Source organism: Kitasatospora sp. NBC_00240, assembly GCF_026342405.1.
Classification (GTDB): domain Bacteria; phylum Actinomycetota; class Actinomycetes; order Streptomycetales; family Streptomycetaceae; genus Kitasatospora.
In genome coordinates this window covers 3,513,716-3,535,704 of record NZ_JAPEMU010000001.1, presented here as the reverse complement: position 1 = coordinate 3,535,704, position 21,989 = coordinate 3,513,716, and the positions used below count along the sequence as shown (strand labels likewise).

Genomic DNA, 21,989 nt, shown 5'->3' with positions numbered 1-21,989 from the left:
TAATGGTGGGCAGTACCAAGGTGCCGTCCCCTGGGCGGCAGGCGGCAGGAGGGCGGGTCGTGGTGCAGAAAGCGAAGATCCTCCTGGTCGACGACCGACCGGAGAACCTGTTGGCCCTGGAGGCCATCCTCTCCGCGCTCGACCAGACGCTGGTGCGCGCCGCGTCCGGCGAGGAAGCGCTCAAGGCGCTGCTGACCGACGACTTCGCGGTGATCCTGCTCGATGTCCAGATGCCGGGGATGGACGGCTTCGAGACGGCCTCCCACATCAAGCGCCGTGAGCGCACCCGGGACATCCCGATCATCTTCCTCACCGCGATCAACCACGGGCCGCACCACACCTTCCGCGGCTACGCGGCCGGTGCGGTGGACTACATCTCCAAGCCCTTCGACCCGTGGGTGCTGCGCGCGAAGGTGTCGGTCTTCGTCGACCTCTACATGAAGAACTGCCAGCTCAAGGAGCAGGCGGCGCTGTTGCGGCTGCAGTTGGAGGCGGGCGACGCGCAGCCGGCTCTGGGCAGTGCCCTGCTGAGCGAGCTGTCCGCCCGGCTGGCCTCGGTCGAGGAGCAGGCGGAGGCCCTGACGAAGCAGCTGGACGGCGCGGACGACAGCGGCGCCGCCGCCACGGCCGCCCATCTGGAGCGCAAGCTGACCGGCCTGCGCCGGGCGCTGGAGGCGCTGCGCCCCGGCTCGGACTGAGCCCGGCCGCCCCTGGGCCCGGCCCTCGGCGGCCGGTCCCGCCGGTCGTGCGGGCCCGTCCGGTCGGGGTGCCGCGCCGCGGTTACGGCGCTCCGGGCCGGCCGTCCGGTCGGGGTGGCCCGGCAGGCCGGATCGGCCGGGCGGGTGAAGCGCGGTCAGCGTGACGGTGTGTCTGCGACACGCGTGCGACCCGGCGCCCGGGCGCGTGTCCACAGCCGCGCGCCGCCGGTAGGCTGCTGGACCATGGCCACTCGTACGCCCGGCAGCGACACTAGCGGCGTGCGCCGCGGGGACATCAGCGGCTCGCGCGGCGGGGCCGCGCGCGGCTCCGGTGCGGGCTCGGCCAAGAAGGCGGCGGCGAAGCCCCCGGCCAAGGCACCGGCCGGGAAGGCGGCGGCGAAGAGGACCGCGCCGGCGAAGAAGGCGGCTGCCAAGCCCGCCGCGGCGCCCGCACCGGCTCCGCCCAGGCCGATACTCTTCCGCGCCGTACGGGCCGTCTGGCTCGGTCTGGCGCACAGTGTCGGGGCGCTCTTCCGGGGCTTCGGGGACGGTGCCAAGGGCCTGCACCCGGACCACCGCAAGGACGGCGTGGGGCTGCTGCTGCTGGCCCTGGCCCTGGTCACCGCGGCCGGGACGTGGTTCAGCCCGCAGGGCTGGCTCGGCGAGGCCGCGACCAACGTGGTGTCCGGGCTGTTTGGCCGGCTCGACGTCCTGGTCCCGTTCCTGCTGGCGGCCGTCGGGGTGCGGCTGATGCGACACCCCGAGGTGCCGGAGGCGAACGGACGGATCGTCATCGGGCTGAGCGCGCTGGTGGTCGGCGTGCTCGGGCTGGTGCACATCGGCTGCGGCGCGCCGGCGATGGCCGGTGGCGCGACCAGGATCCGGCTGGCCGGCGGTCTGGCCGGTTGGGCCGCCTCGACGCCGATGATGGCGGCCGCCGGGCCCCCGCTGGCTGTTCCGCTGCTGTTGCTGCTGGCCTTCTTCGGCCTGCTGGTGGTGACCGCGACCCCGGTGAACCGGATCCCCGAGCGGCTGCGGATGCTCGGCGTGCGCCTGGGCGTGGTCGAACCGACCGAGGAGGAGGCGGCCGCCGGGGGTGGTGCGCCGGCGCGCGAGTACTCCACCGATCCGCCGGAGGACGCGGACCCGAACGCGCTGCCCTTCACGGTGGACACCGACGGTGACGGTCCGGCGGACGGCGCCCGGCGGCGGCGCCGGCGGCGCAAGCAGGTGGACGAGCCGGATCTCGGCCCGGCCGTGCCGGACATGTTCGCCAAGCACCCGCAGAACGGCCCCGGGGAGGACGGGGACGACCCGTACGCGACCCGGGACATCGCGGCCGGGGTGGCCGCCGACCTGGACGGCGCCCTGCTGTACGGGGTGCCCGCCTCGCCCGCCGTGGCGGACATGATGCACCAGGTCCAGGACCGCACCGCCGTGCCGGAGGAGCCGGCCGTCCCGGCGGCCCGTACGGCCGGCCAGGCGGCCCCGGAGGAGCACGGCCCGGCGCGCGTCCGGATGGAGCAGTTGCAGCTCTCCGGCGACATCACCTACGCGCTGCCCTCGCTGGACCTGCTGGAGCGCGGCGGGCCGGGCAAGACCCGCAGCAAGCTCAACGACGACGTGGTGGCCCAGCTGACCGCGGTGTTCGGCGAGTTCAAGGTGGACGCCAGGGTCACCGGCTTCACCCGCGGCCCGACGGTCACCCGCTACGAGGTCGAGCTGGGCCCGGCGGTCAAGGTGGAGCGGATCACCGCGCTCGCCAAGAACATCGCGTACGCGGTGGCGAGCGCGGACGTCCGGATCATCAGCCCGATCCCCGGCAAGTCCGCGGTCGGCATCGAGATCCCCAACCTCGACCGCGAGATGGTCAACCTCGGCGACCTGCTGCGCTCGCGGGTGGCCGCCGACGACCCGCACCCGATGCTGGTCGGGATGGGCAAGGACGTCGAGGGCCACACCGTGATGGCCAACCTCGCCAAGATGCCGCACATCCTGGTCGCCGGCGCCACCGGCGCCGGCAAGTCGTCCTGCATCAACTGCCTGATCACCTCGGTGCTGGCACGGGCCACCCCGGACGAGGTCCGGATGGTGCTGGTGGACCCCAAGCGGGTCGAGCTGACGGCGTACGAGGGTATCCCGCACCTGATCACACCGATCATCACCAACCCGAAGAAGGCCGCCGAGGCGCTGCAGTGGGTGGTCCGCGAGATGGACCTGCGCTACGACGACCTCGCCGCGTTCGGGTTCCGCCACGTGGACGACTTCAACGCCGCGGTGCGGGCCGGGAAGATCACCCCGCCGCTGGGCAGCGAGCGGGAGCTGACGCCGTACCCGTACCTGCTGGTGATCGTCGACGAGCTGGCCGACCTGATGATGGTCGCGCCGCGCGACGTCGAGGACTCGGTCGTCCGGATCACCCAGCTCGCCCGGGCGGCCGGCATCCACCTGGTGCTGGCGACCCAGCGGCCCTCGGTGGACGTGGTCACCGGCCTGATCAAGGCCAACGTGCCCTCCCGACTGGCCTTCGCCACCTCCGCGATGATGGACTCCCGGGTCATCCTCGACCAGCCGGGCGCCGAGAAGCTGATCGGCAAGGGCGACGCGCTCTTCCTGCCGATGGGCTCCAGCAAACCCGTCCGGATGCAGGGCGCGTTCGTCACCGAGGCGGAGATCGCCGCTGTGGTCCAGCACTGCAAGGACCAGCTGACGGCGGTCTACCGCGACGACGTGACGGTCGGCGGCGGGCCGCGCAAGGAGATCGACGAGGAGATCGGCGACGACCTCGATCTGCTCATCCAGGCGACCGAGCTGGTGGTCTCCACCCAGTTCGGTTCGACCTCGATGCTCCAGCGCAAACTGCGGGTCGGCTTCGCGAAGGCGGGCCGGTTGATGGACCTGATGGAGTCCCGTGGGATCGTTGGCCCCAGCGAGGGTTCCAAGGCCCGGGATGTGCTCGTCAAACCTGACGAGTTGGACGGTGTGATCATCAGCATCCGGGGGTAGCCGTGCCCCGCGCGAGCAGTGACCTCCGGACGTGTCCACTCGTTCGGAGGACAGAGGGCGCGGTGGGAACCGACCGGGTTGCCGTCGCGTCACAGGGCCGGGGGAGCACGACCGACCCGCCGGGCTGACCTGCCGTCATCCGACGGCGGCCGGCCCGCGGACCCCGGCCGGGATGGGCGCGCACGTTCGGGCCTATTCCGCTTGAGAATCGTTCCGACCCCGCCCCTAGACTGTTTCTCCAGCAGGTGGCCATCCGCTCGAAAGGCGCACCCCGTGACCATCGGCAAGTCCCCGGACCGTGACAACCGCCGATCCTCCGCCGGCAAGACCGGAGCCGTGCCGGGCCGGGACGGCTCCGACGGGACCCCTGCGGCGCCGGATCCGGTCGCCGACGGCCCGAGCATCGGACGGGTGCTGTCCGGCGCCCGGATCGAGGCGGGCCTCACGGTCGACCAGGTGAGTACGAGCACCCGCGTCCGGGTTCCCATAGTCCACGCCATCGAGGAGGACGACTTCGGCCGCTGCGGCGGCGATTTCTACGCCCGTGGCCACATCCGCTCGATCGCCAAGGCGGTCGGCATCGACAGTGACGAACTGATCGCCCGGTACGACGCCGCGCACGGCGGCGCACCGGAGACCAAGCGTCCCAGCCAGTTGCTCGACACCGGGCCGATCAAGGTCACCGACCGTCGCCGTCCGAACTGGACGGCGGCCATGGTCGCCGCGATCTTCGCGGTGGTCGCGCTGATCGGCTTCAACCTGGTGAACGGCAGGACCGGTGTCTCCGGCACCGGCTCGGCCAGCGCACCCCTCCCCAGCGGCTCGGGCACCGGGTCCGTCGCCGCCGCCTCCCCCAGCGTCCAGCCGCCCGCCCCGGCGCCCAGCGTCGCGGCGATCGCGGCCGCCCCGGCCGACAAGGTGACCGTGAAGCTGGTCGCCGAGAAGGACGCCAGCTGGGTGTCCGCGGTCGACGGCAACGGCAAGTCCCTCTACCAGAACAACGTCGAACCCGGCCAGGACCAGACCTTCACCGACGCCAAGCAGATCAAGTTGGTGATCGGCAACGCCGGTGCCGTGCACGTGTACGTCAACGGCAAGGACCTCGGTCCGGCAGGCAAGGACGGCCAGGTGGTGCACGTCACGTACACCCCCGGAGACCCGCAGGCAGGCTGAACCGGCGGGGCGAAGATCTGCTAATCCGAGGCGCGCGGCCTCCGGGGCGAACGGCACCGGGGGCCGCGCGTTAATCTTGGCCCTATGCCTGAACGCCGTACTGTCGCCCTTGTCACGCTCGGATGCGCCCGCAACGAGGTGGACTCCGAGGAACTCGCCGGGCGCCTGGAGGCCGACGGCTGGCAGCTGGTCGACGACGCCGCCGACGCCGACGTCGCCGTCGTCAACACCTGCGGGTTCGTCGAAGCCGCCAAGAAGGACTCCGTCGACGCCCTGCTGGAGGCCAACGACCTCAAGGGTCACGGCCGCACGCAGGCCGTCGTCGCCGTCGGCTGCATGGCCGAGCGCTACGGCAAGGAGCTCGCCGACGCGCTGCCCGAGGCCGACGCGGTGCTCGGTTTCGACGACTACGCCAACATCACCGAACGCCTGCAGACCATCCTCTCCGGCGGCCACCACGCCGCGCACCTCCCGCGCGACCGCCGCAAGCTGCTGCCGCTGACCCCGGTCGAGCGGCAGGCCGCGGCCGCCGCGGTCGCCCTGCCGGGCCACGGCGCCCCCGAGAACGTGCCCGCCGACCTCCCCGACGGCCTGGCCCCCGCCTCCGGGCCGCGCACCCTGCGCAAGCGGCTGGACGACAACCCGGTGGCCTCGATCAAGCTGGCCTCGGGCTGCGACCGCCGATGTTCCTTCTGCGCGATCCCGGCCTTCCGCGGCTCGTTCATCTCCCGCCGCCCCTCGGACGTGCTCAACGAGGCCGTCTGGCTGGCCGGGCAGGGCGTCCGTGAGGTCGTCCTGGTCAGCGAGAACAACACCTCGTACGGCAAGGACCTCGGCGACATCCGCCTGCTGGAGACGCTGCTCAGCGAGATCGCGGCCGTGCCCGGCATCGAGCGGGTACGGGTCAGCTACCTGCAGCCCGCCGAGATGCGCCCCGGCCTGATCGACGTGATGACCGGCACCGGCGGCGTCCTGCCGTACTTCGATCTGTCGTTCCAGCACTCGGCGCCCGCCGTGCTGCGCCGGATGCGGCGTTTCGGCAACACCGACCAGTTCCTGGAACTGCTCGGGACCATCCGCGGCAAGGCCCCGCAGGCCGGCGCCCGCTCGAACTTCATCGTCGGCTTCCCCGGGGAGACCGAGGAGGACTTCGCCGAGCTGGAGCGCTTCGTCACCAACGCCGGCCTGGACGCGATCGGCGTCTTCGGCTACTCGGACGAGGACGGCACCGAGGCCGCGACCTTCGAGGGCAAGCTGCCGGAGGACGTGGTGGCCGAGCGCCTCGCCAAGCTCTCCCGGCTGGCCGAGGAGCTGACCGCCCAGCGGGCCGAGCAGCGGATCGGCACCGAGATCGAGGTCATGGTCGAGTCCGTCGAGGGTGACCTGGTCGAGGGCCGCGCCGAGCACCAGGCGCCGGAGACCGACGGCCTCACCACCCTGACCGGGGTGGAGAACCCGGTGGTCGGCCGGTTCTACCGGGCCAGGGTCGTCGCCAGCGAGGGCGTCGACCTGGTGGCCGAGGCGCTGGAGCAGGTGCGGATCACCGCCGCCGCCCCGGCGCCGGCCGTGGCGGCGCCCGCCGGAGCCGGGGCATGACCAAGGGGCCCGGCGCCCCGGCTGCGGCCGCCCCCGGCCGGTCGGGGGCGGCGCTGCCCCCGCCGCCGCGCATCTGGAACATCGCGAACATGCTGACGATGCTCCGGCTCCTGCTGGTGCCGGTGTTCGTGCTGCTGCTCTTCGCGGACGGCGGCCACGACCCGAAGTGGCGCTCGGTGGCGTGGGCCTCCTTCGCCATCGCGATGATCACCGACCTCTTCGACGGCGAGATCGCCCGGCGCAAGGGGCTGGTGACCGACTTCGGCAAGATCGCCGACCCGATCGCCGACAAGGCGATCATGGGCTCCGCGCTGATCGGCCTGTCCGTCCTCGGCGACCTGCCCTGGTGGGTCACGATCGTGATCCTCGCCCGCGAGCTGGGCATCACCCTGATGCGCTTCTGGGTGATCCGCTACGGCGTGATCCCGGCCAGCCGCGGCGGCAAGCTGAAGACCCTCACCCAGGGCATCGCCGTCGGCATGTACGTCCTGGTGCTCGACGGCTGGCTCGCCACCGCCCGGGCCGTGCTGATGGGCCTCGCCGTGCTGCTCACCCTGGGCACCGCGCTGGACTACATCAGCCAGGCGGTGCGGATGCGCCGCCAGGGCCTGGCGCAGGAGCGCGAAGGCCGATGAGCGGGGCCAGGGGGGCCGCCGGAGCGGCCGGGGGCACCGGAGCGCGTCCGGAGGCCGCTGCGGGCGCGCAGCACGGTCTCACGGCGCGCGCGCACGCGGCGCTGCGGGCGGCCGGCGGCACGCTGGCCGTCGCGGAGTCGCTCACCGGCGGGCTGCTCGCCGCCACGCTGGTCGACGTCCCCGGCGCATCGGCGACCTTCCGGGGATCCGTCACCGCGTACGCGACCGAGCTGAAGGCCTCGGTGCTCGGCGTCGACGAGGGCCTGCTGGACGTCCACGGCCCCGTCCACCCGGTGGTGGCCCGCCAGATGGCCGAGGGCGTACGGCGGCTGCTCGGCGCCACGTACGGGCTCGCGACCACCGGGGTGGCCGGCCCGGATCCGCAGGACGGACACCCGGTGGGGACGGTGTACCTGGCTTTTGCAAGTCCTGCGGGAAGTCTGGTCACTTCGCCACGGTTGTCCGGGGAGCGTGCCACAATCCGTCGCAAGGCGGTGACGGCCGCGCTCGAGCTGCTCCTGCGGCAGCTGCCGGCCGACCCGCGACCCCGCCGGGATCCGCGACCGGCCCAGGGCCTCGGCCCGGGCTGGAACTGACGAACCGGCGGAACCGGTCGCCGTACTTGGAGGATCGTGTTACATCGAAGGGCCTGGTTGGGCAGATACCAGGTGGGAGACGAGTGCGTGGCGGTCGCCGCGCTCCCGGAGCGGGCACAGCGAGGGGCCCGACGGGCCGGGTGGGACAACGGAAACAGGGGAGGGGGCAGCCTTGCAGCCCAGAGTGAACACGACCACGGTCCCCGCACGCGACGCGAGCGAGGCGGTACGGTGGGGACGTGACATCTCGATCCGCAGTCCGAGGAGGGAGGCACCGATGATCCTGCTCCGTCGCCTACTGGGCGATGTACTGCGTCGGCAGCGCCAGCGCCAGGGCCGCACACTTCGCGAGGTGTCGGCGGCAGCCAGGGTTTCGCTCGGTTACCTCTCCGAGGTGGAGCGAGGACAGAAGGAGGCCTCCTCGGAGCTGCTCTCCGCCATCTGCGACGCGCTCGACGTCCGGATGTCCGAGGTCATGCGCGAGGTCAGCGACGAACTGTCGCTCGCCGAACTTGCGGCGATGGCCACCCTCTCCGAAGGTGAACTGCTGAGGCCGGTTCTCGAACCCGTGCCGTTGCCGGCTCCCGGCGTCGACCGGATGAGTTCCATCTCGCCCAAGGCCGCGGCCGTGGACGTGGTCGCGGCCTGACCCGACCGGATCCCGCCCTCCCCGGGCCCGACCCGGGGACGAGCGAAGGAGGCGGCGGTGCGCAGAGTCGAGGCGGCGGGTACCGATGCCCGAATACGCCCGAGCCGGGTGTTTCCGCGCCCGGTCCGATGGGCCCTGGTGGCGCTGCTGGGCCCGTTCTGCTGGTGGCTCCTGCTGACCAGGGGGCCGGGCGCCGACGGTGTCGTCCTCGGGGCGCTGGCCGCCGGCGGCTGGGGCCTCGGGCTGCTGCCGATTCACGCCGACCCCCGGTTGACCGGGCCGGCCCGCCGATCGGGTGAATCCCCCGCGCCGGAGGATTCGGTGGCCCCGGCGGACTGACCGGCGACACCCCGCGGACATCTGTGCGACGGCCGTGGGGAGGCACCCGTAGCCTCCGGGCCCCGGGTGCCTCCCCACCGCCGTCGCGCTTCTCCCGGCCCGCCAGGCCCCCTCCAGAGGCCCGCTCCGGCCGTGCTCCCGGGGCCGCCCCGGCCCGCCGCGCCCCGTGCGGCCGGCCGCACGGGGCTCAGGGCCGCAGCCGAAGGCCCCGCGGGGTCGGGTGGAAGCCCGCGGCCTCCAGCGCCGCACCCAGCTCCGAGGTCAGCGCCGGCTCCCCGTTGGCCCGCTCCACCGTCACACTGCCGAGCGCACCGGCGCGGACGGCGCCGGCCAGCGCCTCGGCGGCCAGCGCACGGGTGGCGGTGTCCTCGGGCCAGGCGAGCAGGGACTTGCCGCCCCGCTCCACGTACAGCGCCAGTTCACCGTCGACCAGCACCACCAGGGCGCCGGCCTTCCGCCCGGGGCGATGGGCGGTGGCCGCCTTGGAGGGAGCCTCGCTCCTGGCGGTGTCCGCGCCGGGGGCGTTCTTCCCGGCGGGCGGGCCGGTCGGGGGCTCGGGCCAGGGCAGGGCGGCGCCGTAGGCGTTGGCAGGATCGGCGGCGGCCAGCACCAGCACCTTCGGGGGCTCGGCGCCCGCGCCGCCCGACCAGTCGCTGCCACGGGTGCGCTCCAGGCGGGTGTTGACGGCGCGCAGCCGGTCGGCCGCGCCCTCCATGGCGAACTGCGCCCCGCCCAGCCCCTCCACGAAGTAGCCCCGCCGGGCCCGGCCGCGCTCCTCCATCGCCGACAGCACCCGGTAGACGCCCGCGAAACCGCCCGGGACCCGTTCGGCGGCCACCGTCCCCCGGGTGAGCAGGCCGTGCCGGTCCAGCAGGCTCTGCGCCTGGGCGGTGGAGCGCACGGTCGGATCCGGGGTGAGGGCCGGCAGCAGCGACCACCGGCCGGCGACCGTCGGCGGCCCGGACCGCACCCCGCCCGGCGCGAGCCGGCCCAGGCCCCGCCCCGCGCCGCCGTACCGGCCGCGTGGGGTACCCCGGGGCGCCCGGTGCGCGGTGGCGCCCGCCGTCCGGCCCGAGCCCAGCAGCGCGCGCAGCGGGGCGAGGGTGTCGTTGGTGACGTACCCGGCCCAGAGGAGGTCCCAGAGCGCCTCGACGATCTCGCTGTCGCCGGCCGGCTGCCCGCCGCCCGCCTGCCCGGTGCCCGCCTGCCCGCCCGCCGGCTGCCCGGTGAACGGCGGCCCGCCCGTCGGGGGCTGCCCGCCGACCGCCTGGACCCGCTCGACCAGCTGGCGGAAGAACAGCCCGTACCCGCCGGCCAGCGCGTCCAGCAGGGCGCCGTGCACCGGCGTCAGGGCTGGCGGCAGCGGCTCGGGGCGCAGCAGGTGTGCGTTCTCGGCGAGGTGCAGGCTGATCCAGCCGTCCTTGCCCGGCAGGGCGCCCGCGCCGGACCAGCCGACCTCGCCCGCCGCGGTGAGCTCGTCCAGCATGGCCGGGTGGTAGTCCGTCAGCCGGGCGGGCAGCACCAGCTTCTCCAGCGCGGAGGCCGGCAGGGCCGTCCCCTGCAGCTGTTCCACCACCCGGACCAGGCCGTCGAGGCCGCGCAGGCGGTGGCCGGCCAGGTGCTGCCACTGCGGGAGGAAGGCGGCCAGCGCCCGTGGGGGCACCGCCTCCACCTCCTGGCGCAGGGCGGCCAGCGAGCGGCGGCGCAGGCGGCGCAGCACCTCCGCGTCGCACCACTCGACGGTGGCGGTGTGGCCCTCGACCGGGCGGAACTCGCCCTGGACCAGCCGGCCGCCGGCGGTCAGCCGTTGCAGGGCGCCGGTGACGACGGCGGTGCCGAGGCCGAAGCGGCCGGCGGCCTCGGCGGCGGTGAACGGTCCGTGGGTGCGGGCGTAGCGGGCCAGCAGGTCGCCCAGCGGGTCCTTGACCGGCTCGGTGAAGGCCTCCGGGACGCCGACCGGCAGAGGTGTGCCCAGGGCGTCACGCAGCCGCCCGGCGTCCTCGACGGCGGCCCAGCGCTGTTCGCCGGCGATCCGGACCTGGATGACCCGGCGGGCGGCTTCGAGCTCCAGGGCCTGGAGCGGTTCGGCGCCGCGGGCGGTCAGTTCGGCCTCGCCGAGCGGGCCGAGCAGGCGCAGGGCGTCGGCGACGCCCTCGGCGTCCTTGATCCGTCGCTCGGGGGTGAGCCGCTGGAGCTCCGCCTCCAGGTCGGCGAGCACGGCCGGGTCGAGCAGTTCGCGCAGCTCGGCCTGGCCGAGCAGTTCGGACAGCAGGCGGGAGTCAAGCGAGAGGGCGGCGGCGCGGCGCTCGGCGAGCGGGGAGTCCCCCTCGTAGAGGAACTGGGCGACGTACCCGAAGAGCAGCGAGCGGGCGAAGGGGGACGGCTCGGGGGTGGTGACCTCGACCAGGCGGACGGCCCGGGACTCCAGATCGCCCATCAGCTCGACCAGGCCGGGCACGTCGAAGACGTCCTGCAGGCACTCGCGGACGGCCTCCAGCACGATCGGGAACGAGCCGTACTCGGAGGCCACCTCCAGCAGCTGGGAGGCACGCTGGCGCTGCTGCCAGAGCGGGGTGCGCCGGCCGGGGCTGCGCCGGGGCAGCAGCAGGGCGCGGCCCGCGCACTCGCGGAACCGGGAGGCGAACAGGGCGGAGCCGCCGACCTGGTCGGTGACCAGCTGCTCGATCTCGCCGGGGTCGAACAGGGCGGCGTCGGCGCCGACCGGGGCCTCGTCGGAGGCGCCGGTGCCGCCGGTGCCGCCGGTGCCGCCGGAGGGGCTGGGGAAGTCGAAGTCGGGGGCGAGCAGGTCGGCGTCCGGCAGCCGCAGCACGATGCCGTCGTCGGCGTGCATGACCTGCGGGTCCAGGCCGTGCTTCTCGCGCAGCCGGGCGCCCAGTGCCAGTGCCCACGGCGCGTGCACCTGGGCCCCGAAGGGCGAGTGGATGACGATCCGCCAGTCGCCCAGCTCGTCGCGGAACCGCTCGACCACGATGGTGCGGTCGTCGGGCAGGTGGCCGCAGGCCGCGCGCTGCTCGGCGAGGTAGTCGAGCAGGTTGCCGCAGGCCCAGTCGTCCAGGCCGGCGGCCCGCAGCCGCTCGGTGGCCCGCTCCGGGTCGAGCGTGCCGAGCTCGCGGACGAAGGCGCCGAGCGCCCGGCCCAGCTCCAGCGGCCGGCCGAGGGTGTCGCCCTTCCAGAACGGCAGCCGGCCCGGGACGCCGGGGGCGGGGGTGACCAGCACCTGGTCGTGGGTGATCTCCTCGATCCGCCAGGAGGTGGTGCCGAGGGTGAAGACGTCGCCGACCCGGGACTCGTAGACCATCTCCTCGTCGAGCTCGCCGACCCGGCCGCCGCCCCGCCGGCCGCCCTTCGGGTCGGAGGCCTTGCTGCCGGCGATGAAGACGCCGAACAGGCCGCGGTCGGGGATCGTCCCGCCGGAGGTGACGGCGAGCCGCTGGGCGCCGGGGCGGCCGGTGACGGTGCCGGCCACCCGGTCCCAGACCAGCCGGGGGCGCAGTTCGGCGAAGGCGTCGGAGGGGTAGCGGCCGGCCAGCATGTCCAGCACCGCGTCGAAGGCGGACTGCGGGAGGGTGGCGAACGGCGCGGCCCGGCGGACCAGGGCGAGCAGGTCGTCCACCGCCCAGGTGTCCAGTGCGGTGATCGCGACCAGTTGCTGGGCGAGCACGTCCAGCGGGTTGCGGGGGATCCGCAGGGCCTCGATCCGCCCGGCCCGCATCCGCTCGGTGACCACGGCGGACTGGACCAGGTCGCCGCGGTACTTGGGGAAGAAGACGCCGGTGGAGACCGCGCCGACCTGGTGCCCGGCCCGGCCGACCCGCTGCAGCCCGGAGGCGACCGAGGGCGGCGACTCGACCTGGACGACCAGCTCCACCGCGCCCATGTCGATGCCCAGCTCCAGGCTGGAGGTGGCGACCACGGCCGGCAGCCGGCCGGCCTTGAGCTCCTCCTCGACCAGGGCCCGCTGCTCCTTGGAGACCGAGCCGTGGTGGGCCCGGGCGAGGACGGGCGGCGCGCCCTTGGCGGCGCCGGAACCGCCCATCAGCTCGGCCGGCGCGTGGGCCTCGGCGAGCGCCCCGGCGCCGGCCCGTTCGAGGGCGATCTCGTTGAGGCGGTTGCAGAGCCGCTCGGCGAGCCGTCGCGAGTTGGCGAAGACGATCGTCGAACGGTGGGCCTGGACGAGGTCGACGATCCGCTCCTCGACGTGCGGCCAGATCGAGGCCTTGCGGCCGGGGTCGTCGGCGGCCGCCGAGCCCGGGCCGGCCGGTGCGGCGGGCAGATCGTCGAGGTCGGGGACGGGGACGACGACCTTGAGGTCGAAGCGCTTGCCGGCCGGCGGCTGGACGATCGCCGCGCCGCGCTGCGGACTCAGGTAGCGGGCGACCTCCTCGACCGGCCGGACGGTGGCCGAGAGGCCGATCCGGCGGGCGGGGCGCTCCAGCAGTTCGTCCAGCCGTTCCAGGCTGAGGGCGAGGTGGGCGCCGCGCTTCGTCCCGGCGACGGCGTGCACCTCGTCGAGGATCACCGTGTCGATGCCGCGCAGGGCGTCCCGGGCGGCGGAGGTGAGCAGCAGGAAGAGCGACTCGGGGGTGGTGATCAGGATGTCCGGCGGGTGGGTGGCGAAGCGGCGCCGGTCGGCGGCGGGGGTGTCGCCCGAGCGGATGCCGACCTGGACGTCCGGCTCGGGCAGGCCGAGCCGGACGGAGGCCTGGCGCAGGCCGGCCAGCGGGGCGCGCAGGTTGCGCTCGACGTCGACCGCGAGGGCCTTCAGGGGGGAGATGTAGAGCACCCGGCAGCGCCGCTTGGGGTCGGCCGGGGCCGGGGTGCTGCTGAGGTGGTCGAGGGCGGAGAGGAAGGCAGCGAGGGTCTTGCCCGAGCCGGTGGGGGCGACCACCAGTACGTCCGTCCGCTTCCGGATGGCGCGCCAGGCCTCGCTCTGGGCGTCGGTGGGTGCGCTGAAGGCGCCGGTGAACCAGGCCCGGGTCGCGGGCGCGAAGCCCGCCAGCGGGTCGTCCGGTCCGGCGGGCTGGGCGGGGGTGCGAGGCGCCATGCCCCCATGGTGCCGGGTGCCACTGACAACCGGGGAGCGGCGGGCGGCGGGTCGGCGGTCTCGGGGGCGGCGCCCGTGCGAAGCGGCCGGAGCGCGCGGGCGGCGCCCGGCGCGACGGGGCGGGATGTGTGTGTGTGTCGGGCCGTCGGCGGACCGCGGGGATGCCGTCTGCCGTAGCCGAAAGGGACAAAAGTGATAATCAGCTTCTATCGTTAGGAATTAGACCCGTGACACCCGGCGGGACCGATGAGCGGAGGCCGGCGCGATGGAGCAGGTCCACCTGGCCGGCAGCGGCACCCCCGGGTCGCGCAAGGGCCCGCTCCGGATGCTGCTCGTCATGCTGCTCACCGCCCTGGTGCTCGGCGGCGCCGTCCCCTACGTCGCCGGTCCCGGCCGCTCCTACCTCAGCTACCTGGTGCTCGCCCAGCAGATCGGCGCCGGCGGCTCCGCGCTGGCCGCCCAGGAGGCCCGGGCGGCCGGCGGCGACGTCGTCCAGGACTACCCGCAGATCGGCGCCGTCCTCGCCTACGCCACCGGCGGCTTCGCCGAGACCGTCCGGGCCCGGCCCGGCATCGCCGCCGTCGGCGCCACCCGGACCGCCCCCGTCCCCAGCCCGCCGCGCCCGCTCACCGGCGCCGGCGGCTTCGGCGGCGGCGCCGGCTCGGACTCCCTGGACGGGCCCGAGGGCGGCGACGACGAGGGCACCGCGACGCTGCCCGACCCGGGCGAGCAGGACAACTGGAACATCGCGATGCTCGGTGCGGGCGTACGCCCTGGTGTGGAGACCTCCGCCGCGCTGCTGCGCACACCGGCGGCCGAGCGGGGGGTGCCCACCCCCGAGGCGCTGCACAAAGTGATGGTGGCGGTCCTCGACTCCGGGGTCGACGACACCCACCCCGACCTGCGCGGCGCCGTCGACCCGAAGAGCTCGGCCTCCTGCGCGGACGGCCGCCCCGACGCCCGGGCCGGCGCCTGGCGGCCCGACGACGGTGTCAGCGAGAGCGGCCACGGCACCCACGTCGCCGGGATCGTCGGCGCCGTCCGCGACGGCCACGGCGTCATGGGGGTCGCCCCCGGGGTGCGGATCGGCGCCGTCCGGCTGCTCGGACCGCTCGGCCAGTACTACCCCGAGAACATCGTCTGCGGCATGATCTGGGCCGCCGACCACGGCGCGAAGGCGATCAACAACAGCTACTTCGCCGACCCGTGGAAGTACAACTGCCCGCAGGACCCGGACCAGGCCGCCGTGGTCGCCGCCGTGTCCCGGGCGGTCGAGTACGCGCGCGGCAAGGGCGCCGTGGTGGTCGCCTCGGCCGGCAACGACGGGCAGGACCTCGGCGCCCCCCGCCGCGACGAGCGCAGCCCCAACGACCGGGTCTCCGGACCGCCGCAGAGCCGCGAGCTGGGCACCGAGTGCATCCGGCTGCCGGGCGAACTGCCGGGCGTGGTCACCGTCACCTCGGTGAACCGCGACGGGCAGCCCTCCGCCTACACCAACTACGGGCGCGGGAAGGTCTCGCTGGCCGCGCCCGGCGGCGACCCGGACTCCGGCGTCCAGGGCGCGGTGGTCTCCGACTGGCCCGGCGGCCAGTACACCGCGCTGGCCGGCACCTCGATGGCGGCGGCGCACGTGACCGGTGCGGTCGCCGTCGCGGCGGTGCTGCACCCCGACTGGGACTCCGAGCAGCTCGCCGCGCTGCTGGCGAGCACCGCGGCCGCCGCCTGCCCGCCGGTCGCCCAGGCCTGCGGGGACCGCGCGTACTACGGCGCCGGGATCGTCACCCTCCCGCGCTGAACCCCGGGCCGGGGCACGGATCCGGGCGGTCCGGCAGCCTCGGCGGCCCCGAAAGGGGATGACAAGGGCTCGGGCCCGGGGCCAGCATCGGAGGCGTGACGGCATCTCTCATCACGGACCGCCTGGTGCTGCGCGGCCTCACCCCGGACGACGCCGGCCACCTGACGGCCCTGGACGCCGACCCGCGGGTGATGCGCCACCTCACCGGCGGGCGCGCCACCCCCAGGGAGGTGGTCGAGCGCGAGGTGCTGCCCCGGATGCTCGGCCACCAGGGCCTGCACGCCTCGCTCGGGTACTTCGCCGCCGAGGAGCGGGCCGGCGGGGCCTTCGTCGGCTGGTTCGAGTTCCGGCCGGTGGACGAGCGGCACCCGCTGGACGAGGTCGAGCTCGGCTACCGGCTGCGTCACTCGGCCTGGGGCCGCGGCTACGCCACCGAGGGGGCGCTGGCCCTGCTGCGCCGCGGCTTCACCGAACTCGGCGTGCGACGGGTGACGGCGACCACCATGGCGGTCAACACGGGCTCGCGCCGGGTGATGGAGAAGGTCGGGCTGCGCCACGTCCGGACCTTCCATCAGAGCTGGCCCGACCCGATCGAGGGGGCCGAGCACGGCGACGTCGAGTACGCCCTGGAGGCGTCCGACCGGATCCGGGCGCAGGCATCCTCCCGCGGCCCGTCCGGGATACTGGGCGCATGAGGCTGACCGAGTTCTGGCGACGGATGTACGAGCACTTCGGCGAGGTGTACGCGGAGTCCTTCGCGTCCGACCACGTGATGAGCGAGCTCGGCGGCCGGACGGTGCACCAGGCGCTGGACGCGGGTTGGGAGGCCAAGGACGTCTGGCGGGTGATCTGCGACACCCAGGGCGTGTCGGCGCTGCTGCGCTGAGCCCGGCCCGACCTGCCCGGCCGCCCGTCGCGGCGGGCGGCGCACCCGGGCCGGGGGCGCCCGCCCGCGCCGGCGGATGCGTGAGACTGTGCGAGTGGTAAGCAGCCCGGAAACCCCGAATCAGGACACAGCACCCACGACCGCGCCGGCGGACGCCGGACCACCGGCGGCACCCCGCGCCGAGTCCGCGCAGAACCGGGCGCCCCGCGCCGAGGGCTCCCGCGCCGAAGGCTCGCGGGCCTCGGGCGACGGGCGGACCGGCTCGATGCCCCGCTGGCTCCCCAGAGCCATGGTGCTCGCCCTGGTCCTGGTCGGGCTGTTCCAACTGGCCGACTGGGCCTTCCACCAGCTGATCGACCTCTTCGTGATGCTGCTGGTCTCCTTCTTCCTCTCGCTGGCACTGGAGCCCGCCGTCGACCGGATGGCCGCCCGCGGGATACGGCGCGGGCTGGGCACCTTCCTGGTGTTCGTCGCGGTGGTGGTGGCCATCGTCGGTTTCCTGACCGCGCTCGGGACCCTGCTGGTGGACCAGGTGGCGAAGATCGCCGGAGATCTTCCGCACCTGCTCGACAACCTGATCGGCTGGGTCAACCGGACCTTCCACCAGAACCTCTCGCTGGACCAGCTGCAGGAGAAGCTCCTCAAGGACTCGGGCAGCATCGAGACCTACGCGCAGCAGGCCGCGGACAACGCCTGGGGGGTGTCCAGCACCCTGATCGGCGGGCTCTTCAAGGCCTTCACGGTGGGCCTGTTCACCTTCTACTTCACCGCCGACGGGCCCCGGGTGCGCCGGACCGTCTGCTCGCTGCTGCCGCCCGCGATGCAGGGCGAGGTGCTGCGGGCCTGGGAGATCGCGCTGGCCAAGACCGGCGGCTACCTCTACTCGCGGGCGCTGCTCGCGGTCGTCTCGGCCGCCGCGCACTGGATCATGTTCACGGTGCTGGGCCTGCCGTACGCGGCCGCGCTGGCGGTCTGGGTCGGGGTGATGTCGCAGTTCGTGCCCACCATCGGCACCTATCTCGCGGGCGCCCTGCCGGTGCTGGTCGCACTGACCGGGCGGCCGGTGGACGCCCTCTGGGTGCTGGTCTTCGTGGTGGTGTATCAGCAGATCGAGAACTACCTGCTGCACCCGAGGATCACCGCGCGGACGGTGGACGTTCACCCGGCGGTGGCCTTCGGTTCGGTGATCGCCGGCGCCGCGCTGCTGGGGGCTGTGGGCGCGCTGATCGCCATCCCGGCGGCGGCCACCCTGCAGGGGTTCGTGGGGACGTACGTGCGCCGGTACGAGGTGGCCACCGATCCCCGGATCGACCGGGGCGAGGACCGGCGCGCGGCCCGCCGCGAGCGCCGTCGGCAGACGGCGCGCCGGTTGCGGCGGATGGTCGGCGGCGGCCAGGACCGGGACGACTCCGCAGGTGGCGGCCCGGGTGGCGGTGGCCGGAGGGGCTAGCGCCTTGCCTTCCGGCTTGAATCGAACATATGTTCTTTGTACTCTCCGGCGATGAGTTCTCCACAGGCGGAGCCAGGTCGGGGCCGTTTGTCAGTGGGACGCGCTAGCGTCGAGGACGATGAAGCGCACAGCACAGAACCCGAGGGTGGAAGCCATGGCAGGTACGGACCGCGAGAAGGCCCTTGAGAACGCACTCGCGCAGATTGAGCGGCAGTTCGGCAAGGGCTCGGTGATGCGCCTCGGCGACCAGTCCCGCGCCCCGATCGACGTGATCCCGACCGGCTCCACGGCGCTGGACGTGGCGCTCGGCGTCGGCGGCCTGCCGCGTGGCCGGGTGATCGAGATCTACGGTCCGGAGTCCTCCGGCAAGACCACGCTGACCCTGCACGCCGCGGCCAGCGCCCAGAAGCTCGGCGGCACGGTCGCCTTCGTGGACGCCGAGCACGCCCTCGACCCGGAGTACGCCCGGAAGCTCGGCGTGGACACCGACTCGCTGCTGGTCAGCCAGCCGGACACCGGTGAGCAGGCGCTGGAGATCACCGACATGCTGATCCGCTCCGGCGCGGTCGACCTGATCATCATCGACTCCGTCGCGGCGCTCGTCCCGCGTGCGGAGATCGAGGGTGAGATGGGCGACTCGCACGTCGGTCTGCAGGCCCGCCTGATGAGCCAGGCGCTGCGGAAGATCGCCGGTGCGCTCAACCAGTCGAACACCACCGCGATCTTCATCAACCAGCTGCGCGAGAAGATCGGCGTCATGTTCGGCTCGCCCGAGACCACCACCGGTGGCCGCGCGCTGAAGTTCTACGCCTCGGTGCGCCTGGACATCCGCCGGATCGAGACCCTGAAGGACGGCACCGAGGCGGTCGGCAACCGTACCCGCGTCAAGGTCGTCAAGAACAAGGTCGCCGCGCCGTTCAAGCAGGCCGAGTTCGACATCCTCTACGGCCACGGCATCAGCTGGGAGGGTGGCCTGATCGACATGGGTGTCGAGCACGGCTTCATCCGCAAGGCCGGCGCCTGGTACACGTACGAGGGCGACCAGCTCGGCCAGGGCAAGGAGAACGCCCGTAACTTCCTGCGGGACAACCCGCAGCTGGCCGAGGAGATCGAGAAGAAGATCAAGCAGAAGCTGGGCATCGGCCCGAAGTCGGAGACCCCGGCCGAGGGTGCGGAGGTCGCCGAGGCCGCCGACGCTGCCAAGCCGATCACCGCGACCGCCGCCAAGACGGCCGCGGCGAAGAAGACGGCGGCGGCCGCCAAGGCCTGATCGCCCGATGCACGACACCGAGGAGTACCAGCCCCGTCCCGGGTCCGGCGGCCGTCTGCCGGGCCCGGGGGAGCCTGATGCCGAGATCGGACCCACTGGCGACTGGGGTCCGGCCGACTGGTGCGCGAGCGGCGTCGGCGCGAACGCCGTGGACGGCCCGGCGGCCGAGGACGCGCCCGCCGCTGACGGGCATGCCGCCCGCCCGATCCCGGCCGGATCCGCGCTGCGGTCCCTGGGCGCCGTCCTCGCGCCGGCGTCCGAGCTGCCCGGTGGGCGGCGCCGGCGCCGCTCCGCGCTGGAGGAGGAGACCGGGCCGGCCGGTGCGGGCGGGCAGGACACCGCCCGGGGCGCGGCCGCCAAGGGCAGGGCCTCGTCGGCCCCGGGCTTCGGGGGTTCGCCGTCCGGACGCCCGGCCTTCGGACGCCGGGCTCCCGGTGCGGCCGAGGCCGATCACGGCCAGGAGGAGTACCCCGAGCAGCACGCCGACGAGCCCGACCGGGAGTACGGTCGGCGCGCCGACGGCCGACGGCCCGGCGGACGCCGGCAGAAAGGCCGCTCGCAGGGCGAGCGCGAGCCCGCGACCGCCCGGCCCCAGGAGTCGGCCGACCCGGCGGCCCGGGCCCGGGACATCTGCCTGCGCCTGCTCACCGGCACGGCCAAGACCCGCAAGCAGCTCGCGGACGCGCTGCGCAAGCGCGAGATCCCGGACGAGGTCGCCGACGAGGTACTCACCCGGCTCGAAGAGGTCGGACTGATCGACGACGCGGCCTACGCCGACGCCTGGGTCGAGTCGCGGCACGCCGCCCGCGGGCTGGCCCGGCGCGCGCTGGCGCAGGAGCTGCGGACCAGGGGCGTGGCCGGCGAGCTGGTCGAGCAGGCGATGGCCCAGCTGGGCCCCGACGAGGAGGCCGAGGCGGCCCGCGCCCTGGTCGAGCGGAAGCTGCGCGCCACGAAGGGCCTGGAACAGCAGGCCCGAACCCGACGGCTGGTCGGCATGCTCGCCCGGCGGGGCTACTCGGAGGGGCTGGCCTACCGGGTCGTCCGCGAGGCGCTGGGCGAGGAGGACGACGGCCAGGAGCCCGACGGCTGGTGATGTCGCGTCAGGGAGAACCGAAGTCAACTCTCGATCGCATCTTGACCGTTTCGTAACCTGCGCCTAGCCTCGCAAGCAGTGAGGGAGCACTTCGACCACGTAGCGGGCGGGCATGCGCGGGTACGGCCGGAGTCGGCCCCGGGCGGCTTGCTCCACTTGCCGAATGCCCCGCAACCGAGGCCAGTGAGCCTCACCGGCCGGCGCCACGAGCCCGGCAGGCCCCTCACCGCCGTGACAGCTGAGCGCGCAGGGACGGGGAGTGGGCTGGATGAAGATCGCGGTGGGTGCCGGATCGGTCGCTTCCCTGGTGCTGGCGGGGGTCCTGGTGGCCGTCCTGGGGGCGACCTGGCTGATGATCCGCCGCCTCCAGGCGGCCCAGCGCCGGGCCGCCGCCGAGAGCACGCAGGCCAGGGAGTGGGCCCAGGCCCAGACCGCGCAGCTGCGCGGCGAACTGGACCGGCGCGAGGAACGGCTGGCCGAGGAGCTGCGCCGGGTGCGCGCCCTGGAGGAGGAGACCGCCGGGCGGGCGGCCGAGCTGGCCCTGGAGAGGGCCGCCGTCCGTGAGCTGGAGACCGGGCGCCGGGCCGCGCTGGAGCGGGTCGCCGGGCTGAGCGCGGAGAGCGCCCGGGCCGAACTGGTCCGCGAGGCCGAGGCGGAGGCCCGGCGTGAGGCGGCCGTCTCCGTCCGGGAGATCGAGCGGACGGCCAAGGCGGAGGCCGACGGCCGGGCCCGCGAGATCATCGCCGGCGCGATCCAGCGGCTGGCCAGCGAGCAGACCGCCGAGACGGTGGTGTCCGTGTTCCGGCTGCCCAGCGAGGACATGAAGGGCCGGATCATCGGTCGGGAGGGCCGCAACATCCGGGCCTTCGAGGCCGTCACCGGGGTCAACCTGATCGTCGACGACACCCCGGAGTCGGTGCAGCTGTCCTGCTTCGACCCCGTCCGGCGGGAGACCGCCCGGCTGACCCTGGAGACCCTGGTCGAGGACGGGCGGATCCACCCGGTGCGGATCGAGGAGGTCCACGAGCGCAGCCGGGCGGAGGTCGAGCGACTCTGCCTGCGGGCCGGGGAGGACGCGCTGCTGGCGGCCCGGGTCGGCGAGATGGCACCGGAGCTGGTCCGGTTGCTCGGTACCCTGCGGTACCGGACGTCGTACGGCCAGAACGTGCTCGGGCACCTGGTGGAGTCGGCGCACATCGGCGGGATGATGGCGGACGAGCTGGGGGTGGACGCGGCCCTGGTGCGACGGGCGGCGCTGCTGCACGACATCGGGAAGGCGCTCACCCACGAGGTCGAGGGCAGCCACGCGGCGATCGGGGCCGAGCTGGCCCGGCGGCACGGGGAGTCGACGGAGGTCGTGCACGCCATCGAGGCGCACCACGGCGAGGTGGACCCGAAGACGGTGGAGGCGGTGCTGACCCAGGCGGCCGACGCCTGCTCGGGCGGCCGGCCGGGGGCGCGTCGCGAGGCGGTGGAGACGTACGTGCGCCGGCTGGAGCGGCTGGAGGAGATCGCCGCCGCCCATGACGGGGTCTCGAAGGTCTTCGCGATGCAGGCGGGGCGCGAGGTGCGGGTGATGGTCCAGCCGGAGGTGGTGGACGACCTGCGGGCCCAGGTGATCGCCCGGGAGGTGGCCAAGCGGGTCGCGCAGGAGCTGACCTACCCGGGGCAGATACGGATCACGGTGGTGCGGGAGAGCCGGGTCACCGCCGTCGCCCGGTGACCTGGGCGCGGCCCC

16 protein-coding genes are annotated in these 21,989 nt (G+C 74.3%); 15 read left to right on the top strand and 1 reads right to left on the bottom strand.

Going from position 1 to position 21,989, the window contains the following annotated elements; translation table 11 throughout:
* The first annotated feature begins 59 nt into the window (after window positions 1-59).
* The 8 genes from OG689_RS14925 (at window position 60) to OG689_RS14890 (ending at window position 8,692) form a co-directional block, all read left to right on the top strand.
* A complete protein-coding gene (locus OG689_RS14925) occupies window positions 60-698 on the top strand; it encodes a response regulator (protein WP_266320783.1) in 639 nt (212 codons plus the stop codon).
* A 243-nt stretch (window positions 699-941) separates the two neighbouring features.
* The gene (locus OG689_RS14920) at window positions 942-3,704 is read left to right on the top strand and encodes a DNA translocase FtsK (RefSeq protein WP_266320781.1); all 2,763 of its coding nucleotides are present in this window, start codon (window positions 942-944) and stop codon (window positions 3,702-3,704) included.
* A gap of 273 nt (window positions 3,705-3,977) precedes the next feature.
* On the top strand, window positions 3,978-4,877 hold the full coding sequence (locus OG689_RS14915; RefSeq protein WP_266320779.1) for a RodZ domain-containing protein: 900 nt from the start codon (window positions 3,978-3,980) through the stop codon (window positions 4,875-4,877).
* Window positions 4,878-4,961: 84 nt separating this feature from the next.
* Window positions 4,962-6,473, top strand: a complete 1,512-nt coding sequence (gene rimO / locus OG689_RS14910) for a 30S ribosomal protein S12 methylthiotransferase RimO (RefSeq protein WP_266320777.1) — start codon at window positions 4,962-4,964, stop codon at window positions 6,471-6,473.
* On the top strand, window positions 6,470-7,108 hold the full coding sequence (gene pgsA, locus OG689_RS14905; protein ID WP_266320776.1) for a CDP-diacylglycerol--glycerol-3-phosphate 3-phosphatidyltransferase: 639 nt from the start codon (window positions 6,470-6,472) through the stop codon (window positions 7,106-7,108). Before rimO ends, pgsA begins: the two co-directional genes overlap by 4 nt.
* Window positions 7,105-7,704 carry a CinA family protein gene (locus OG689_RS14900; RefSeq protein ID WP_266320774.1) on the top strand — a complete coding sequence of 200 codons (600 nt, stop codon included), beginning with the start codon at window positions 7,105-7,107 and terminating at the stop codon, window positions 7,702-7,704. Before pgsA ends, OG689_RS14900 begins: the two co-directional genes overlap by 4 nt.
* Before the next feature lie 277 nt (window positions 7,705-7,981).
* Complete coding sequence (locus OG689_RS14895; RefSeq protein ID WP_266320773.1) at window positions 7,982-8,353, top strand: helix-turn-helix domain-containing protein; 372 nt, start codon at window positions 7,982-7,984, stop codon at window positions 8,351-8,353.
* Between the two features lie 57 nt (window positions 8,354-8,410).
* Complete coding sequence (locus OG689_RS14890; protein ID WP_266320771.1) at window positions 8,411-8,692, top strand: hypothetical protein; 282 nt, start codon at window positions 8,411-8,413, stop codon at window positions 8,690-8,692.
* A 187-nt stretch (window positions 8,693-8,879) separates the two neighbouring features.
* On the opposite strand, the gene OG689_RS14885 is transcribed toward OG689_RS14890, so the two are convergent.
* A complete protein-coding gene (locus OG689_RS14885; protein ID WP_266320770.1) occupies window positions 8,880-13,757 on the bottom strand; it encodes a DEAD/DEAH box helicase in 4,878 nt (1,625 codons plus the stop codon).
* 265 nt (window positions 13,758-14,022) lie between these two features.
* Between OG689_RS14885 and OG689_RS14880 the strand changes: the two genes are divergently transcribed.
* From OG689_RS14880 to rny, 7 genes are all read left to right on the top strand, one after another.
* Entirely contained in the window at window positions 14,023-15,552 is a 1,530-nt protein-coding gene (locus tag OG689_RS14880) for a S8 family serine peptidase (protein WP_266320769.1), read from the top strand.
* 95 nt (window positions 15,553-15,647) lie between these two features.
* Window positions 15,648-16,247 carry a GNAT family N-acetyltransferase gene (locus OG689_RS14875; RefSeq protein WP_266320768.1) on the top strand — a complete coding sequence of 200 codons (600 nt, stop codon included), beginning with the start codon at window positions 15,648-15,650 and terminating at the stop codon, window positions 16,245-16,247.
* Window positions 16,244-16,438 carry a DUF3046 domain-containing protein gene (locus OG689_RS14870; protein WP_266320767.1) on the top strand — a complete coding sequence of 65 codons (195 nt, stop codon included), beginning with the start codon at window positions 16,244-16,246 and terminating at the stop codon, window positions 16,436-16,438. Before OG689_RS14875 ends, OG689_RS14870 begins: the two co-directional genes overlap by 4 nt.
* Window positions 16,439-16,532: 94 nt before the next feature.
* Window positions 16,533-17,888: an AI-2E family transporter gene (locus tag OG689_RS14865; RefSeq protein WP_323189292.1), complete on the top strand. Its 1,356-nt coding sequence runs from the start codon at window positions 16,533-16,535 to the stop codon at window positions 17,886-17,888.
* A gap of 154 nt (window positions 17,889-18,042) precedes the next feature.
* On the top strand, window positions 18,043-19,158 hold the full coding sequence (gene recA / locus OG689_RS14860) for a recombinase RecA (protein WP_266327139.1): 1,116 nt from the start codon (window positions 18,043-18,045) through the stop codon (window positions 19,156-19,158).
* A gap of 295 nt (window positions 19,159-19,453) precedes the next feature.
* Complete coding sequence (locus tag OG689_RS14855) at window positions 19,454-20,251, top strand: regulatory protein RecX (RefSeq protein WP_266327137.1); 798 nt, start codon at window positions 19,454-19,456, stop codon at window positions 20,249-20,251.
* Between the two features lie 268 nt (window positions 20,252-20,519).
* Window positions 20,520-21,974, top strand: coding sequence for a ribonuclease Y (rny, locus tag OG689_RS14850; protein ID WP_266320763.1), 1,455 nt, complete (start codon window positions 20,520-20,522; stop codon window positions 21,972-21,974).
* Window positions 21,975-21,989: the final 15 nt, after the last annotated feature.

Excerpts from the sequence above, each read along its gene's own strand:
- OG689_RS14880 (WP_266320769.1), top strand. The coding sequence starts at position 14,023 with ATGGAGCAGGTCCACCTGGCCGGCAGCGGCACCCCCGGGTCGCGCAAG.
- OG689_RS14885 (WP_266320770.1), bottom strand. The coding sequence starts at position 13,757 with ATGGCGCCTCGCACCCCCGCCCAGCCCGCCGGACCGGACGACCCGCTG.
- rimO (WP_266320777.1), top strand. The coding sequence starts at position 4,962 with ATGCCTGAACGCCGTACTGTCGCCCTTGTCACGCTCGGATGCGCCCGC.
- OG689_RS14870 (WP_266320767.1), top strand. The coding sequence starts at position 16,244 with ATGAGGCTGACCGAGTTCTGGCGACGGATGTACGAGCACTTCGGCGAG.
- recA (WP_266327139.1), top strand. The coding sequence starts at position 18,043 with ATGGCAGGTACGGACCGCGAGAAGGCCCTTGAGAACGCACTCGCGCAG.
- pgsA (WP_266320776.1), top strand. The coding sequence starts at position 6,470 with ATGACCAAGGGGCCCGGCGCCCCGGCTGCGGCCGCCCCCGGCCGGTCG.
- OG689_RS14900 (WP_266320774.1), top strand. The coding sequence starts at position 7,105 with ATGAGCGGGGCCAGGGGGGCCGCCGGAGCGGCCGGGGGCACCGGAGCG.
- OG689_RS14895 (WP_266320773.1), top strand. The coding sequence starts at position 7,982 with ATGATCCTGCTCCGTCGCCTACTGGGCGATGTACTGCGTCGGCAGCGC.
- OG689_RS14920 (WP_266320781.1), top strand. The coding sequence starts at position 942 with ATGGCCACTCGTACGCCCGGCAGCGACACTAGCGGCGTGCGCCGCGGG.
- rny (WP_266320763.1), top strand. The coding sequence starts at position 20,520 with ATGAAGATCGCGGTGGGTGCCGGATCGGTCGCTTCCCTGGTGCTGGCG.